This is a genomic window from Sphingobium fuliginis (genome assembly GCF_004152845.1).
In the GTDB taxonomy this organism is placed as follows: Bacteria; Pseudomonadota; Alphaproteobacteria; order Sphingomonadales; family Sphingomonadaceae; genus Sphingobium; species Sphingobium fuliginis.
The window spans coordinates 348,716-362,921 of sequence record NZ_SEON01000002.1 but is presented as its reverse complement, the minus strand read 5'-3'; the positions used below and the strand labels follow the sequence as shown (position 1 = coordinate 362,921).

General features: G+C 66.7%; 15 protein-coding genes. 9 read left to right on the top strand and 6 right to left on the bottom strand.

The genetic code is table 11. The features are described 5' to 3' along the window. Nucleotides 1-13 precede the first annotated feature (13 nt). Together rlmB and EWH10_RS06615 are read left to right on the top strand one after the other, a co-directional pair. A complete protein-coding gene (gene rlmB, locus EWH10_RS06620) occupies nt 14-754 on the top strand; it encodes a 23S rRNA (guanosine(2251)-2'-O)-methyltransferase RlmB (protein ID WP_025551629.1) in 741 nt (246 codons plus the stop codon). Nucleotides 755-787: 33 nt separating this feature from the next. Continuing rightward, nucleotides 788-1,537, top strand: coding sequence for a hypothetical protein (locus EWH10_RS06615; RefSeq protein ID WP_044661613.1), 750 nt, complete (start codon nt 788-790; stop codon nt 1,535-1,537). Between the two features lie 105 nt (nt 1,538-1,642). Here EWH10_RS06615 and ubiB read toward each other — a convergent pair whose 3' ends face one another. Together ubiB and EWH10_RS06605 are read right to left on the bottom strand one after the other, a co-directional pair. Continuing rightward, a complete protein-coding gene (gene ubiB, locus EWH10_RS06610) occupies nt 1,643-3,184 on the bottom strand; it encodes a 2-polyprenylphenol 6-hydroxylase (RefSeq protein ID WP_044661614.1) in 1,542 nt (513 codons plus the stop codon). A gap of 49 nt (nt 3,185-3,233) precedes the next feature. Next, nucleotides 3,234-3,965, bottom strand: a complete 732-nt coding sequence (locus tag EWH10_RS06605) for a class I SAM-dependent methyltransferase (RefSeq protein WP_025551633.1) — start codon at nt 3,963-3,965, stop codon at nt 3,234-3,236. A gap of 125 nt (nt 3,966-4,090) precedes the next feature. Here EWH10_RS06605 and mutM point away from each other — a divergent pair, with 125 nt between their 5' ends. The 6 genes from mutM to EWH10_RS06580 all read left to right on the top strand — a co-directional run bounded on the left by mutM (nt 4,091) and on the right by EWH10_RS06580 (nt 8,773). Further along, the gene (gene mutM, locus EWH10_RS06600) at nt 4,091-4,903 is read left to right on the top strand and encodes a bifunctional DNA-formamidopyrimidine glycosylase/DNA-(apurinic or apyrimidinic site) lyase (protein ID WP_044661615.1); all 813 of its coding nucleotides are present in this window, start codon (nt 4,091-4,093) and stop codon (nt 4,901-4,903) included. A 119-nt stretch (nt 4,904-5,022) separates the two neighbouring features. Next, on the top strand, nt 5,023-5,286 hold the full coding sequence (rpsT, locus tag EWH10_RS06595) for a 30S ribosomal protein S20 (protein WP_007687699.1): 264 nt from the start codon (nt 5,023-5,025) through the stop codon (nt 5,284-5,286). Nucleotides 5,287-5,728: 442 nt separating this feature from the next. After that, nucleotides 5,729-7,144 carry a chromosomal replication initiator protein DnaA gene (gene dnaA, locus EWH10_RS06590; RefSeq protein WP_025551638.1) on the top strand — a complete coding sequence of 472 codons (1,416 nt, stop codon included), beginning with the start codon at nt 5,729-5,731 and terminating at the stop codon, nt 7,142-7,144. A 176-nt stretch (nt 7,145-7,320) separates the two neighbouring features. Then, nucleotides 7,321-7,929 (top strand): peptidylprolyl isomerase, encoded by a 609-nt coding sequence (locus tag EWH10_RS06585; RefSeq protein ID WP_044661616.1) that lies wholly within the window; start codon nt 7,321-7,323, stop codon nt 7,927-7,929. Between the two features lie 275 nt (nt 7,930-8,204). Beyond that, on the top strand, nt 8,205-8,381 hold the full coding sequence (locus EWH10_RS21685) for a hypothetical protein (RefSeq protein WP_165363329.1): 177 nt from the start codon (nt 8,205-8,207) through the stop codon (nt 8,379-8,381). A gap of 38 nt (nt 8,382-8,419) precedes the next feature. Next, complete coding sequence (locus tag EWH10_RS06580; RefSeq protein WP_044661617.1) at nt 8,420-8,773, top strand: hypothetical protein; 354 nt, start codon at nt 8,420-8,422, stop codon at nt 8,771-8,773. A gap of 150 nt (nt 8,774-8,923) precedes the next feature. Here EWH10_RS06580 and EWH10_RS06575 read toward each other — a convergent pair whose 3' ends face one another. Both EWH10_RS06575 and EWH10_RS06570 read right to left on the bottom strand, forming a co-directional pair. Then, the gene (locus tag EWH10_RS06575; protein ID WP_044661618.1) at nt 8,924-9,931 is read right to left on the bottom strand and encodes a S66 peptidase family protein; all 1,008 of its coding nucleotides are present in this window, start codon (nt 9,929-9,931) and stop codon (nt 8,924-8,926) included. Between the two features lie 20 nt (nt 9,932-9,951). Further along, nucleotides 9,952-10,395, bottom strand: a complete 444-nt coding sequence (locus tag EWH10_RS06570; RefSeq protein ID WP_025552009.1) for a cupin domain-containing protein — start codon at nt 10,393-10,395, stop codon at nt 9,952-9,954. A gap of 181 nt (nt 10,396-10,576) precedes the next feature. Between EWH10_RS06570 and dapE the strand changes: the two genes are divergently transcribed. After that, a complete protein-coding gene (gene dapE, locus EWH10_RS06565) occupies nt 10,577-11,719 on the top strand; it encodes a succinyl-diaminopimelate desuccinylase (protein ID WP_025552008.1) in 1,143 nt (380 codons plus the stop codon). Between the two features lie 175 nt (nt 11,720-11,894). Here the strand turns inward: dapE and EWH10_RS06560 are convergent, their stop codons facing one another. Together EWH10_RS06560 and EWH10_RS06555 are read right to left on the bottom strand one after the other, a co-directional pair. After that, entirely contained in the window at nt 11,895-13,574 is a 1,680-nt protein-coding gene (locus EWH10_RS06560; RefSeq protein WP_044661619.1) for a putative bifunctional diguanylate cyclase/phosphodiesterase, read from the bottom strand. Nucleotides 13,575-13,669: 95 nt separating this feature from the next. Then, on the bottom strand, nt 13,670-14,203 hold the full coding sequence (locus tag EWH10_RS06555; RefSeq protein ID WP_065846213.1) for a Smr/MutS family protein: 534 nt from the start codon (nt 14,201-14,203) through the stop codon (nt 13,670-13,672). Nucleotides 14,204-14,206 lie beyond the last annotated feature (3 nt).

Genomic DNA, 14,206 nt, shown 5'->3' with positions numbered 1-14,206 from the left:
AAGAGCGCTTCCCATGAAAAGAGGAAATCGCACCGGAAAGGCCAAAGGGACCTTTCCCCGCTTCTATGGACGGCATGCCGTCATCGCCGCGCTCGCCAATCCGGACCGGGTGGTGCGCAAGATATGGGGGACGAGGGAGGCGCTGAACGCGCTCGACCTGCCGCCCGTCTTGCCCATCGTCTATGCCGATGGCGCCGATCTGGGCCGCATGGTGCCGTCGGACGCGCCGCATCAGGGGATCGTCGCGGAGGTGGAGCCGCTGGACGATGTCTGGCTGGGCGACGTGCTGGAGGCGGGGCAGGACGATAACAGGCCCGTGCTGGTGCTGGACCAGGTGACGGACCCGCATAATGTCGGCGCGATCCTGCGGTCCGCCGCGGCGTTCGACGCGTTGTGCATCGTGACGCAGGACCGCCATGCGCCGCCCGAATCGGGGGTGCTGGCGCGCGCCGCGTCGGGCGCGCTGGAGATCGTGCCCTGGGTGCGGGTCGTGAACCTTGCCCGGGCGCTGGATGAGATCGCGGAAGCCGGTTACTGGCGCATCGGGCTGGACGGCGAGGCGGAGCAGACGCTGGGCGAGGCCATCGGCACGTCCCGCGTCGCGCTGGTGCTGGGGGCCGAGGGCGAAGGGCTGCGCCACAACAGCATGGCGCATTGCGACATTTTGGCTAAACTGCCGATCAGCCCGCGCATGGAGAGCCTGAACGTCTCCAATGCGGCGGCGATCGCCCTCTACGCGGCTGCCAGCCGGTAGCGGCCGGGGCCACGGACGACAGGGGGTTCGATCGTGACGGTCTTTCTACGCTCGGGCGCCGTGCTGGCGGCCAGTCTGCTGCTCTCCGGCTGCCTGGTGACGCCGGGCAGGTTCGATTCCACGCTCGACATCCGCGCCGACCGGAGCTTCAGCTTTACCTATAAGGGCGAGATACTGGCATCGGACATGGGCAAGGGCCTGGGTTCGATGCCGGGCAATGACGATCCGATCAACGGCGCGACGCCCAGGGACCAGCAGAGCAGCCTGCGCACGGCGCTCCGGTCCGGGACGCAGGGCAAGGCCGAGGAGCGTTTCGACGTCAAGGACGACAAGGGCGACGAGCAGCAGATGCAGGCGATCGCGGCGGCGCTGTCGAAGGAGAAGGGCTTTCGGTCGGCCCGCTACATGGGCAATCGCCGGTTCGAGATCGACTATGCGATCAGCGGCCGGCTGACCCACGCCTTCCTTTTTCCCTTCAACAGCGACGCGCAGATCGTGCTGCCCTTCGTGGCGGTGGAACTGCGTGGGGAAGACCGGGCGCGGGTGAAGGCGCCGGGCTATTCCAACGGCTATGACAAGAGCCAGAACCCGATGGGCGGCAATGGCGGCGACGATGCCGCCAAGGCGCTGGACGGCACCTTCACCCTCACCACCGATGCGGAGATCGTCAGCCAGAACCAGGAAGACGGCGCGCAGGACGTGGCGCAGGGGAAACGGATCGTCTGGAAGATCACGCCGCTGACCGGCGAGGCGCCGGCGGCCACGCTGAAGTTCAGGCCCTAAGCTCAGCACCCATTTCGGGCGGGTTCGAGGCGTCGGAATGGCATAAGGTAGCGGGTTCGCGTCGAGGCCGTGCCCGACGGCGGGCTCGCAACCAGGAGCCGGCCGTCACCAAAAGGTCGTAGCCGCCGCCATCGCGCCCGCGCCGGCCATCCCCGCCAGCAAGGCCACGAGCATATAGCGCCAGCCGCTGCCCACCCGGATCAGCCTGACCTCCGTCAGGGGCGGCGGAGGGGGGGCGCCGCCCTTTTCCGGAAAGGCTTCCTCGATCCGCTTCACAAGGCCCGGCAGGCGCTGCAAGATCCGGACATTCTCGATCAGCGCGTCGGCGGCCTTCGCCTCCGGCCCCAGTTCGGCGCGCAGCCATTCCTTCACATAGGGGCCGCTCGTCTCCCACAGGTTGATGTCGGGGTCGAGCGCGGTCGCGACGCCCTCCACCATCACCATCGTCTTCTGGAGCAGCAGCAGGTGCGGCTGGGTCTGCATGTCGAAATCGCGGGTGATGGCGAACAGGCCGTCCAGCATGCCGCCGACCGACAGTTCGCGCACCGGCTTGCCCCGCATCGGTTCGCCCACGGCTCTGAGCGCGGTGGCGAATTCCTCTACATTGTGATGGCCTGGCACATATTGCGCCTCGAAATGAATTTCCGCCACGCGGCGGTAATTGCCGGTGATGAGGCCGTAGAGGATTTCCGCCAGCCACATGCGCGCGCGCCGGTCGATGCGGCCCATGATGCCGAAGTCGATCGCGACGATGTCGCCATTGGCGGTGACGAACAGGTTCCCCTGATGCATGTCGGCATGGAAGAAGCCTTCGGCGATCGCCTGGCGCAGGAAGGCGTTGACCAGCCTTGCCGCGATTTCCTTCACATCATGGCCGGCGGCGATCAGCGCGTCCCGGTCGGAGATCTTGACCCCGTCGATCCACTCCATCGTCATGACCTTGCCGGTCGTGCGATCCCAGTCGATGGCGGGCACGCGATAGCCGGGCATGGCCTCCATCGCCTCGCCCAGTTCCGAAGCCGAGGCCGCCTCCCGCCGCAGGTCGAGTTCGCGCGCGGTCCAGCGCTTCATGTTGGCGATGACGAGGCGGGGGCGGAGGCGGGCCACTTCGCCGCCCAGCATCTCGACATGGGCGGCGGCCCATTCATAGGTCTGGATGTCGCGGTTGAACTGGTCGATGACGCCGGGGCGGATCACCTTCACCGCGACATCGCGCCCGTCCGTCGTCACCGCGCGGTGCACCTGCGCGATGGAGGCGGCGCCCACCGGCACCTCGTCGAAGCGGCTGTAGAGCGTTTCCAGCGGCCGCCCGAAGCTCTGCTCCATCTGCGCGCGGATGGTGGCGAACGGCACGGGGGGCAGGGCGTCCTGCAGGCGCAGCAGGTCGTTCGCCGCATCCTCCCCCACCAGGTCGGGACGCGTCGCCAGCGTCTGGCCCAGCTTGATCGCCGCCGGGCCGATGGACTGGAAGGCGTCGGCATAGCGCGGCTGCCGGGGCACCCGCGCGCCCAGCCGCGCCACCCGCACCAGCCGCCGCACCGGCGTCGGCGTCAGCGGATCGCGCTCGATCCCGGTCAGCGCGCCATGCCGCGCCAGGGTGCGGCCCCATTTCAGCAGCCGCCAGATATGCGTGAGGTGGGAAGGCATCGCTATTTATGCCCTTCCCCTGCGGGAGAAGGACGTGACGGGCGCCCCATCAGATTTTCCACCCGCTATGGATCGCCACCAGCCCGCCCAGGATCGGTTCCACCTTCGTCTGCACGAAGCCGGCGTCGCGGATCATCCGCTCGAACGCCGGCATGGGGGGGAAGCGGCGGATCGATTCGATCAGATAGCGATAGCTGTCCTCATCGTCGGCCAGCAGCTTGCCGAGCCTGGGCACCAGCCGGTGCGAATAGACGTCATAGACGTCGGAAAAGCCCGGCCATGTCGTGGTGGAAAATTCCAGGCAGAAGAAGCGCCCGCCGAACTTCAGCACCCGATGCGCCTCGCGCAGCGCCCTGTCGACATGGGTCACGTTGCGGATGCCGAAGGCGATCGTATAGGCGTCGAACGCCCGGTCCGCGAAGCTCAGCTCCTCGGCATTCTGCTCCGACCAGATGAGGCCTTCCAGCCCCTTCTTCCTCGCCCGATCGACGCCCACGGCCAGCATTTCGGGATTGATGTCGGAAACCGTCACCCGCGCGCCATGGCGATGCATGCGGAAGGCGATGTCCCCGGTGCCGCCCGCCATGTCCAGGATAAGCTCATCCCGGCGCGGCTTCACCCGGCTGACGAACTGGTCCTTCCAGAGCCGATGCGCGCCGCCCGACATGGCGTCGTTCATCAGATCATATTTGGACGCCACATTGGAGAAGACGGCGCGGACCATCCCCTGTTTTTCGGCGGCTTCGACATCGCGATAGCCAAAGGAAGCGGTTTCACTCATGGGCGCACGCTCTAGAGCATTTTTCCGGGGAGAGGAAACCTCCGAGATCGGGTAAAATGTCCATGGCGCGCCCCATGCGGCAAGTGGCCTGTTGCCGGGCGGTCCGGGGCGCTCCATAGAGGGCCATGCCCGAACTTCCCGAAGTCGAAACCACCGTCGCGGGCCTGCGATCGGTCCTGCAGGGCTCGCTCCTGACGCGGGTCGAGCCGCGCCGCGCCGACCTGCGCTTTCCGATACCCGTCGACCTGCGCCAGCGGCTGACCGGCGCCACCGTCACCGGCCTGTCGCGCCGCGCCAAATACGGCCTGATCGACACCGACCGCGGCGACACGCTGATCTTCCACCTCGGCATGTCGGGCCGCTGGCGAATCGATCCGGCGGAGATCGGGCCGCATGACCATCTGTTGATCGGGACCGGGGGAGGGCGGCTTCTGTCGCTCAACGACCCGCGCCGCTTCGGCTCGCTCGACCTGGTCCGCAGCGAGGCGTGGGAGGCCCATAACCCCTTCACCCGCATGGGACCCGAGCCGCTGGGGCCGGATTTCACGGCCGATGCGCTGGCCGCCGCGCTGAAGGGCAAGGCGACGTCGATCAAGGCCGCGCTGCTCGACCAGCGCATCGTAGCCGGGCTGGGCAATATCTATGTCTGCGAGGCGCTCCACATGGCCGGCATCGCCCCGACGCGCGAAGCGGGCCGGATCGGCCGCGCCCGCCTCGCCCTGCTGGTCGACGCGATTCGGGAGGTGCTGACCGCCGCCATCGCCGCGGGCGGATCGACGCTGCGCGACTATGCCCGGCCCGACGGCGAACTGGGTTATTTCTCCAAGCAATGGCGGGTCTATGGCCGGGAGGGGGAAGCCTGCCATTGCGGCACGCCCGTCAGGCGCCGCGTGGATGGGGGCAGATCGACCTTTTTCTGCCCGAAATGCCAGAAATAGCGGGGCGCTCAGCGGTTGACGCAACCCCTGTTCCCCTGTAAGGGGCGCACCTTCACGAGAGCCGGTTGGGGATTCCGACGGGCTCCTTCACGAGATTTGACGAGAACCGAGGACAGTAAATGGCCAATACGCCGCAAGCCAAGAAGCGCATCCGCCGCAACGCCCGCCGCGCCGAGATCAACGGCGCCCGCATCAGCCGGATTCGCACCCTGGTGAAGAAGGTCGAAACCGCCCTCGCCGCCGGCGACAAGGCTGCCGCGACCACGGCGCTTCAGTCGGTCCAGCCGGAACTCGCCCGCGGCGTCGCCCGCGGCGTGCTGCACAAGAACACCGCGGCCCGCAAGTTCGGCCGCCTGACGAAGCGCGTCAGCGCGCTCGGCTAAGACCCAGCCACTTTCCAGCTCGTCGGTCAGAACAGGCCCGCCCCGCAGTCGATGCGGGGCGGGCTTTTTCATGTTTCATTCACCAAAAGGTCATTTTGGAGGAAGCCCCGATTTCCGGCGATTCTCCTTCGATTCGAGAGGGGCGACGGTTCGGAGAAGGTAATAATATATTGAAATTGCTGGATAATTTTTCAAACCGGCCTTTTCTGCGGGGTTTGCCGAGTCAACGGCTTTATTTCACATTTTTGACTGGCAGCGCCCTTGATCCGGCGAAGCAGGCCTGTCTATTTTGATCCTCCGGCCGCCACTCGAATCGAATTTCCGGCGGTCATCAGATGGTTGGTTGATGCACGAGATTCGGGAAGGCGGGGCTTTTCCGGAACGGGTCTCTGCGTCGCATCGCCCCTGCCTATGGGGTGCAGTTGATGGGGGTCGACTGTTTATGAAGGATATTACGGCAGTGATTGGAAGTTTGAGCGGTCTCGACACGCAGCAGAATGCGCGCCTGGAGACTGCCTGGGCGACCATTCGCGCCGGGCTGCGCCGCGACATCGGCGCGCGCATGTTCGACCAGTGGCTGAAGGCCGCGCAACTGGGCGATTATTGCCCCGAATCGCAGACGCTGGACCTGTTGTTCGCTTCCGACTTCACGGCCAATTTCGTGTCGGGCCAGTTCGGGGATCGGCTGCGCATGGCATGGCGCTGCGCCGGCGCCGGCGTGCGCGAGGTGCGCCTGCGCCGCGCCCCCAATGCGGTGGGCCCCCGGGTTCTGGAACTGCCGCCGGCCGAGGCCCTTGCCGTGAACGACGGCGGGGTGGCGGACGATCAGGCCCCCGCATCCAATTTCCAGCCGCGCCACAGCTTCGACCAGTTCGTGACCGGCGAGACCAATCATCTCGCCTTCTCCGCCGCGCAGGCCATGGCGGGCAGGAGCCAGCCGCGGTTCAGCCCGCTTTTCATCCATGGCGGCACCGGGCAGGGCAAGACCCATCTGCTCCATGCCATCGCGCAGGGCTTCTCCGCGCATTCGCCCTCGGCCCCCGTGCTCTACATGTCGGCCGAGCGGTTCATGATGGAATTCGTGAACGCGATGCGGGCGAACGAAACGATGATGTTCAAGGCGCGGCTGCGCGCGGCGCGGCTGCTGCTGATCGACGACATCCAGTTCATCGCCGGCAAGGGTTCGACGCAGGAAGAGTTTCTTCACACGATCAACGACCTGATCGATTCGGGCGCCCGCATCGTCGTGACCGCCGACCGTGCGCCGCAGATGCTGGACGCGATCGATGCGCGCATCCTCTCGCGCCTCGCCGGCGGGCTGGTGGCCGACATCCGTCCCGCCGGGCTCGACCTGCGCCTCGCGATCCTGGAGGCTAAGCGCGCCATTGCGGGCGACCCGCCGGTTCCGGACGCGGTGGTCGATTTCCTGGCGCGGTCGATCCGTTCCAATGTGCGCGAGTTGGAAGGCGCCTTCAACAAGCTCATCGCCTATGGCCAGCTCACCGGCCGATCGATCGACCTGGAGTTCGCGCAGGCGATGCTGGCGGACGCGGTGCGGGCCAATGCCCGCCGCATCACCGTCGACGAGATCCAGAAGGCCTGTGCCGCGCATTACAAGATCGACGCGGCGGAAATGCGTTCCAAGCGCCGGGCGAGGGCGGTCGCCCGTCCGCGCCAGGTGGCGATGTATCTGGCCAAGAAGATGACGCCGCGTTCCCTGCCCGAAATCGGCCGTATCTTCGGCGGGCGCGACCATAGCACCGTGATCCACGCGGTGCGCACGATCGAGGAATTGCGGCAGAGCAATCCGGACATAGACGCGGACATCCGCGCCCTGCAGCGCCAGTTGGAAGGCTGACAGGCGGGCGGCTTTGGATTAGAGCCAATCGACATTCAGATGATGACGAGCCGAAAATGGTGTTTTTCCGTGACCCGGAGCGCAGCGTACTCAAGGTATGTGAGCACCGGAAGCACGGAAAAGCGTCATTTGCAGGCCGTCAGGGCTGAATGTCGATTGGCTCTAGGCTTCGCGCCATGATCCGACAACTCGCCCTGTTCCTGGCCGCCCTCTTCTCCCTTGCTCCCGCCCTTGCCCAGAGCCCTGCTGCTGCGCCGCCGCCTGCCGATGTGCGGGTTGCGCTCGACACCGGCGCGGGCCGCATCCTGATCGCGGTGCATGTGGCGCAGGCGCCGGCGACGGCGGCGAATTTCCTGCGCTATGTCGATCAGAAGCGGCTGGACGGCGCCAGCTTCTACCGGGGCGTCGGTTCGGCCGACTATGGCTTCGTGCAGGGCGGGGCGCAGAACGATCCCAAGCGCATCCTGCCGCCGGTCAAGCATGAGCCGACCAGCCAGACCGGCCTTACCCATGATGATGGCGCGCTCTCCATGGCCCGCTATGCGCCCGGCAGCGCGACCGGGGATTTCTTCATCGTGCTGGGCAAGATGCCCGGCATGGACGCGCATCCCGAAGCGGCGGGCGACAATCAGGGCTTCGCCGTCTTCGCCCATGTGATCGAGGGAATGGATGTCGTGAAGACGATCCTCGCCGCCCCCAAATCCCCCACGGCCGGCGAGGGCGTGATGAAGGGGCAGATGCTGGAGCAGCCGGTAACGATCCTGACGGCGCGCCGTCTTCCCTGACGCTGACCTTGGCCCTGACGCTGGCCCTGAGAGCGGATGATGGAGGGCGGAAGGCGAATGATGGGGCATGGCTTGTTCGGGACGAGTCCTGTCCCTGTTGGAAAATCGCGCCGCCTGAGCCGGGCTCCTGCTCTTGCGGCAGCGCGGCTGGCCCGATGCCGCTGCATCGTTAACCATATTCGCCGGGCCGCCTCCAATGAGGGATGCCCTGCGCGGTCGGCTCTATGCCTTGCCGCTTTCCCCTTTAAGATTCAGCTTTTTGCGGAGAGCAAGCCATGCAGGTCGACAGCAACGACACCCTGTCCGAACGGGCGGAGCTTCACTTCCTCGCGGCGCTGGTCGATGAACTGATGCGCAAGCTGCTTCATTCCGGCGTGCTCAGCCAGGCCCAGCTCAACGAGATCGAGCAGCAGGTCTCCCATCGCGTCGGGCACAGCCCCCGCGCCTGGTAGGCCTGTTCTGCCGAGGCCGCTTGCGATAGCATCGTGGGATGCGCGTCCTCACGGCACTCCTCCCCCTTGCGGCCTTCCTTGCCGGACCGGTCTGGGCGCAAGCCTCCGAGCGGGCGGGGCATTATTATCTGCGCGGCGTGATGGAGACGGGGTCCGAACTGATGCTCCATCCGGACGGCCGCTTCCAATGGTATCTGGTCTATGGCGCGCTGGACCTGTTCGCGGAGGGGCGGTGGGCCGAGAGGGACGGGGCCGTCATCCTCACTGCCGAAAGGACGAAGGACGTGCCCGAACCCGGCTTCCGAACGCTTGTCCTGAAAGTCGAGGACCGGTCGCTCGTCCCGCCCGATGGCCGCGGCGCCTATGTCAGGCCCGCCGACGACAGGGACTGACCCCGACTGCATGTCGGCCGTTCTTCAGGGGGCGCTGCGTTGAAGCGGGCGCCGGTCGCGCGCTCCGGGTTCCTGTCGTTGCATCCTTTCAGGGGCAACCGGTTCCCGCCCTTAGCCGGGGTCGGGCCAGGCCTTTCTGCACGATGCTCCCTAGCGGACCGCCGGTTCCAGCAGGCGGATCGTTCCCGCGTCGGCGTCGATTTCCGCCCGGCAGCCCACCGGCAGGCTGAACTGGCTGGCGACATGCCCGAACAGCGCGCCCTGGAAAGCGGGGACGCCAAGGGGCGCCAGATGCTGCCGCAACACCTCCGCCAGGGTGAACCCGCCATAGGAGGCGCCGCTGGGACCGCAATCGGTGCATTGCCCGAACACCACGCCCGCCACCCTGCCCAGAAGGCCGGCCAGCGCCAATTGGGTCAGCATCCGGTCGATCCGATAGGGCTGCTCGCTCACATCCTCGATGAACAGGATCGCGCCGTCGAAATCCGGCAGCCACGGGGTTCCCATCAGCGTCGAAAGCACGGTCAGGTTTCCGCCCAGCAGCCGCCCGCTGGCCTTTCCGCCCCGGAAGGTCAGGATGCGCCCGCTGCGCTGCACCAGCCGGTCCTCATGCCCGTCCGGATTGGTCATCAGCGGCGTTGCTCCATCGAAGGCGACGGCGCGGAAGGCATCCCAGGAAAAGCGCGGCCAACTGCTGGCCGCATTGGGCCCGTGGATGGTGACGAAGCCAGCCCGCGCCGCGAAGGCGAGATGCAGCGCGGTGATGTCGGAAAAGCCGATCAGCAGCTTGGGATTGGCCCTGATCTTCGCGAAGTCCAGATAGGGCAGGATGCGCGCGCAGCCCCATCCGCCCCGGGTGGCGAAGACGGCGCGCACCTGCTGATCGGCGAACATGGCGTTGACGTCGGCTGCGCGGTCGGCATCCGTCCCGGCCAGATAGCCGTAGCGTTCGACCAGATGCCGGGCGGGCCTGGGCACCAGCCCCATGGCGACGATAGTTTCCTTGACCAGATCGAGGTCGAAGCTGTCGTCGGTAAAGCCCGCCGGCTCGATCAGGCCCACGCTGTCGCCGGGGCGCAGCCGGGGCGGCTTCACCACGCCCGCAAGGGGCGCGGCCGAAAGCCCGGGAGCCGCCATCGCAGCGCCCAGCGCGGCCATCAATGCCCGCCGGTCCAGCCTCAAAAACTGCTTCCATTCTTGCGGCGGTAGCTGCCCTCGACCCACTGCATGTCGATGTCGGGATAATGCGCATCGCCCAGCGGAACGCGCCCGACGACCAGGAAGGCGCAATCCTCGCCGCTTTCATTCACCAGATGATGGCCATTGGGATCGCCCTTCGGGAAGGAGGCCATGTCGCCGCCGTGCAGGGCCGTTCGGCTTCCTTCCTCGATCAGCATCGCTTCGCCGCTCAGCATGACGAGGAATTCGTCCTCATCCTCATGCCAGTGCCGTTGGGAGGATGCGGCGCCGGGCTTCAGTACCACATGGCTGATGCCGAAATCGGAAAGGCCGGTCGCCGGTCCCAGCCTGCGCACCCATCGCCCCGCCACCGCATCCGCATATTCGGGCGGATAGCCCGTCCGATTGGTCTGTTCGATGGCGGCAAGGTCGATCCTGGGCATGACATATCCTCCTGCCGGCGTCGGCGCCGGCGGTCCCGCCAGCTTCAAAATGCGCGCTGTGCGCCACCGCATTTTGCGAGCCGCTGACTGTTTCAGCCAGCTTCAAAATGCACGTCGGCTGCACGCATTTTGCGAGCCGCTGACTGTTTCGGCCAGCTTCAAAATGCTCTAACGCAACCCCATGAACAAGACCAGCGCCGATGCAAACCCGATCGACATAGCCGAGAAGCTGATCGCCTGTCCCTCCGTCACACCGGCCACGGGAGATGTCTTCGCCGTGCTGGAGGCGATGCTGAAACCGCTGGGCTTTACCGTCGACCGCTTCCTGGCGGGGGAGGCGCCGGACGGCCCGGTGGAAAATCTGCTGGCATGGCGGACGACGGGGCCGGGCAGGCATTTCGCCTTTGCCGGGCATCTGGATGTGGTCCCGCCGGGCAATGGCTGGGCGAGCGATCCCTTCCGGCCGGAGGTGCGCGGCGAGTTGCTCTACGGGCGCGGCGCCGTCGACATGAAGGGCGCCATCGCCGCCTATGTCGCCGCCCTGCACCACCTGCCCGAAGACCTGCCCGGCACGATCAGCCTGATCATCACCGGCGATGAGGAAGGCGCGGCTGTGCATGGCACGCTGGCCCTGATGGAGCGGATGGCCGCCCATGGGCTGCGTCCCGACCTTTGCCTGGTGGGCGAGCCGACCTCCTCGCAGCGGTTGGGCGATGTCATCAAGATCGGCCGGCGCGGATCGGTCAACATGTGGATCCATGTCGACGGCGTGCAGGGCCATGTCGCCTATCCGCATCTGGCCGACAATCCGATCCCGCGCCTGATCCGCATCCTGTCCGCCATCGATGCGCTGGTGCTGGACGAGGGCAATGACTGGTTCCAGGCGAGCAATATCGAGATCACCAATCTGGATGTCGGCAATCCGACGACCAACGTCATCCCCGCCGCGGCGCAGGCGCGCATCTCGATCCGTTTCAACAATGAACATGGCGGCGCGGAACTGGTCGACCGCATCACCGCCATCGCCGCGGCCGAAGGGGGCAGGGTGGAAGCGAAGATCAGCGGCGAACCCTTTCTGACCGAGCCGGGCATGCTGTCGGACATGGTCGCGGGCGCGATCCGGGACGTGACGGGGGTGGAGGCGGACCTGTCGACCACCGGCGGCACGTCCGACGCGCGCTTCCTCTCGCGCCTGTGCCCGGTGGTGGAATTCGGCCTCAACAATGCGACCATGCACAAGCTGGACGAGGCGGTGGCGCTGGCCGACCTGCGCGACCTCACCGAAATCTACCGGCTGGTTACGGCGAAGGCGCTGGCGAGCTAGGGCATCGTGCGCAAAAGTGGGAACCGGTTTTGCGCCTAAAAGGATGCGGCAACAAAAGCTTGGAGCGTTGCGCGGAACGGCCTGTCCCGGTCCTGTCGAAGGGCAGGAACCCGGTCATGACGGAAGGGAATGAAATCCCGCCCCATGAGGAGCGGGATGCGCATGGCCATCCGCTTCAGACGGAGCGATGCCGGACCAGCGGCGCGGGCGCGGCGAAGCGGGCGAGATAATCCTCCTCCCCCATGGGCCGGGCCAGATGATAGCCCTGGAACAGCGTGCAGCCGATCACGCGCAGCATTTCCATCTGCGCCTCTGTCTCCACCCCCTCGACTACCACTTCCATGCCCAGTCCCTGGATCAGCCCGACGACGGCGCTGCAGATCGTGCGCGCTTCAGCCGAAACGGCGATGTCGCGGACGAGCGACCGGTCGATCTTCACCCGGTCGACCGGCAGTTCGCGCAGCCGCGAGAGGTTGGAATAGCCGGTCCCGAAATCGTCGATGGCGATGCGCACGCCGTCGCGCCGCAGGGCGCGGATCTGGTCCAGCGTCCGCGACTTCATCTCCATCGCGAGCGATTCCGTGATCTCCAGTTCCAGCATGATCGCCGGCGCCCGATGCGCGTCTATCGCATGGCGCAGGCGCATGAAGAAGTCGGCCTGCCCCAGTTCGCGGGAGGAGATGTTGATCGCGATCCGCTGCCTTACCCCGGCCTGCGCCCAGCGCGCCGCCGTTTCGCACACGCGGCTCATGACCCAGTCGCCCAGCGCCACGATGGCGCCGCTTTCCTCCGCAATCGGCACGAAGGAGCCGGGCATCACCAGATCGCGTTCCGGATGCACCCAGCGGATCAGCGCTTCGGCGCCGATCGCCCGGCCGCTGGAAATTTCGATCTGCGGCTGGAATTCGAGGAGGAACTCGTCCCGTTGCAGGCCCAGCAGCAGGTCGCGCTCCAGCTCCGCGCGGTCGGCGGCTTCCAGCGCCAGTTCGGTGGTGAACATCTCGGCCCGGTTACGGCCCTGATGCTTGGCATGATACATGGCGATGTCCGCCGATCGCAGCAGCGCGGGCAGCGTGTCGCCATGTTCGGGATAGCAGGCGACGCCGATGGACGCGCCCAGGTCGATATGCTGGCTGCCGAGGTCGAAGCGTTCGCGCAGCGCGAACTGGATGGCGCGGGCAATGCGGCCGGCCGTGTCGAGATCGGGCATGCTGGGGACGAACAGGGTGAATTCATCGCCCGCCAGGCGGCCGATCAGGCAATCGCCCGCGCCCGCGCTGGCCTGCGCCATGGCGACTTCGCGCAGGCGGCCGGCAACGCGCGCCAGCAACTGGTCGCCCGCCGCATGGCCCAGCGTGTCGTTCACGCCCTTGAACCCGTCCAGGTCGATGAAGAACAGGGCCGCAAGCCCTTCTTCGCTGCGTTCCGCCAGCAGCCGTTCGACCTGCCGGCAGAAGCTGGCGCGGTTGGGAAGGCCGGTCACCTGATCGAACAGCGCGAGCGCCTGCACATGGTCCAGGTTCGTGCGGACCTGACTGAACAGGCTTTCCATCGCCACGGACAGGTCGGGCAATTCCCGGCCTATGTCCCGCGGCACGGCGGATTGCAGGTCGCCATGGGCCGCCGCCAGCAGGCGTTCGGTCGCACCGTCGATGGCGCTGGCGGTGGTGGCCACGGTACGGCGGGCGGAGGCCCAGCTGAGCGTGCCGCACAGGATCGCGATGATGAGGGAGCGGCCGATGCCGTCCATGTCGGTCGCCTGCCCCTGCCCAAGGACCAGCGACAGGATGAACACCAGCGCCCCCGCGGCGCAGGCGAAGGCAGTGGCGCGGCTCGTCAATGTCACGCCCTGCATGAGTCTCCCTACCCCCGCCAGTCCGGCGTTGGACTGGATCAGTGGGATATGAAGGACAGTGGTTAAGAAAAGGTCAGTGAATCAGTCCGAAAGGCTTATTTTTTGCGCCGCAGGATGACGTAGAGCGCGCCGTCGCCGCCATGGCGCCGATGCGCGATCCGCACGCTGGCGATGCGGTCTGCATAGCTGCTGGTTTCCAGCCAGTGACCGATCTCGCCACGGATGGCGCCCCGCCGCGAACCGCCGCTGGCGGAGGGGCTTTTCGGCGGTTTCCCGGTGACCACCAGCAATATTCGCACGTCCCTGGCCCAGGCCGAGGCCAGCGCCTGGTTAAGCCGCGAATGGGCCGCCGACAGGCTGTGGCCGTGCAGGTCTATGGTCATGTCCGGGGTCAGATTTCCGCTACGGATTCGGCGCTCCCAGCCAGAATCCAGAGTGGCTGCGGGAGTGCGCGCCGGGGCCGTCGCGACTGCCTGAACGGACGGAGCCGTTAACCCTGTCCCGTCCTTTGCGGGGGTTGGCGGCGTCGGAAGGGAAGAGATGCGCGCGCCCGGCCTCAGCGGCCTTACGGAGCGGGTCAGCGCCGTCCAGAGCGCCTGTTCATCGGAGGTGAGACCGCGTCGGGGCATCGC

Bases quoted from the DNA above. Each gene is read 5' to 3' on its own strand.
- rlmB (WP_025551629.1), top strand. From the start codon at position 14: ATGAAAAGAGGAAATCGCACCGGAAAGGCCAAAGGGACCTTTCCCCGC.
- ubiB (WP_044661614.1), bottom strand. From the start codon at position 3,184: ATGCCTTCCCACCTCACGCATATCTGGCGGCTGCTGAAATGGGGCCGC.
- EWH10_RS06605 (WP_025551633.1), bottom strand. From the start codon at position 3,965: ATGAGTGAAACCGCTTCCTTTGGCTATCGCGATGTCGAAGCCGCCGAA.
- mutM (WP_044661615.1), top strand. From the start codon at position 4,091: ATGCCCGAACTTCCCGAAGTCGAAACCACCGTCGCGGGCCTGCGATCG.
- rpsT (WP_007687699.1), top strand. From the start codon at position 5,023: ATGGCCAATACGCCGCAAGCCAAGAAGCGCATCCGCCGCAACGCCCGC.
- dnaA (WP_025551638.1), top strand. From the start codon at position 5,729: ATGAAGGATATTACGGCAGTGATTGGAAGTTTGAGCGGTCTCGACACG.
- EWH10_RS06585 (WP_044661616.1), top strand. From the start codon at position 7,321: ATGATCCGACAACTCGCCCTGTTCCTGGCCGCCCTCTTCTCCCTTGCT.
- EWH10_RS21685 (WP_165363329.1), top strand. From the start codon at position 8,205: ATGCAGGTCGACAGCAACGACACCCTGTCCGAACGGGCGGAGCTTCAC.
- EWH10_RS06580 (WP_044661617.1), top strand. From the start codon at position 8,420: ATGCGCGTCCTCACGGCACTCCTCCCCCTTGCGGCCTTCCTTGCCGGA.
- EWH10_RS06575 (WP_044661618.1), bottom strand. From the start codon at position 9,931: ATGGCCGCGCTGGGCGCTGCGATGGCGGCTCCCGGGCTTTCGGCCGCG.
- EWH10_RS06570 (WP_025552009.1), bottom strand. From the start codon at position 10,395: ATGCCCAGGATCGACCTTGCCGCCATCGAACAGACCAATCGGACGGGC.
- dapE (WP_025552008.1), top strand. From the start codon at position 10,577: ATGAACAAGACCAGCGCCGATGCAAACCCGATCGACATAGCCGAGAAG.
- EWH10_RS06560 (WP_044661619.1), bottom strand. From the start codon at position 13,574: ATGCAGGGCGTGACATTGACGAGCCGCGCCACTGCCTTCGCCTGCGCC.
- EWH10_RS06555 (WP_065846213.1), bottom strand. From the start codon at position 14,203: ATGCCCCGACGCGGTCTCACCTCCGATGAACAGGCGCTCTGGACGGCG.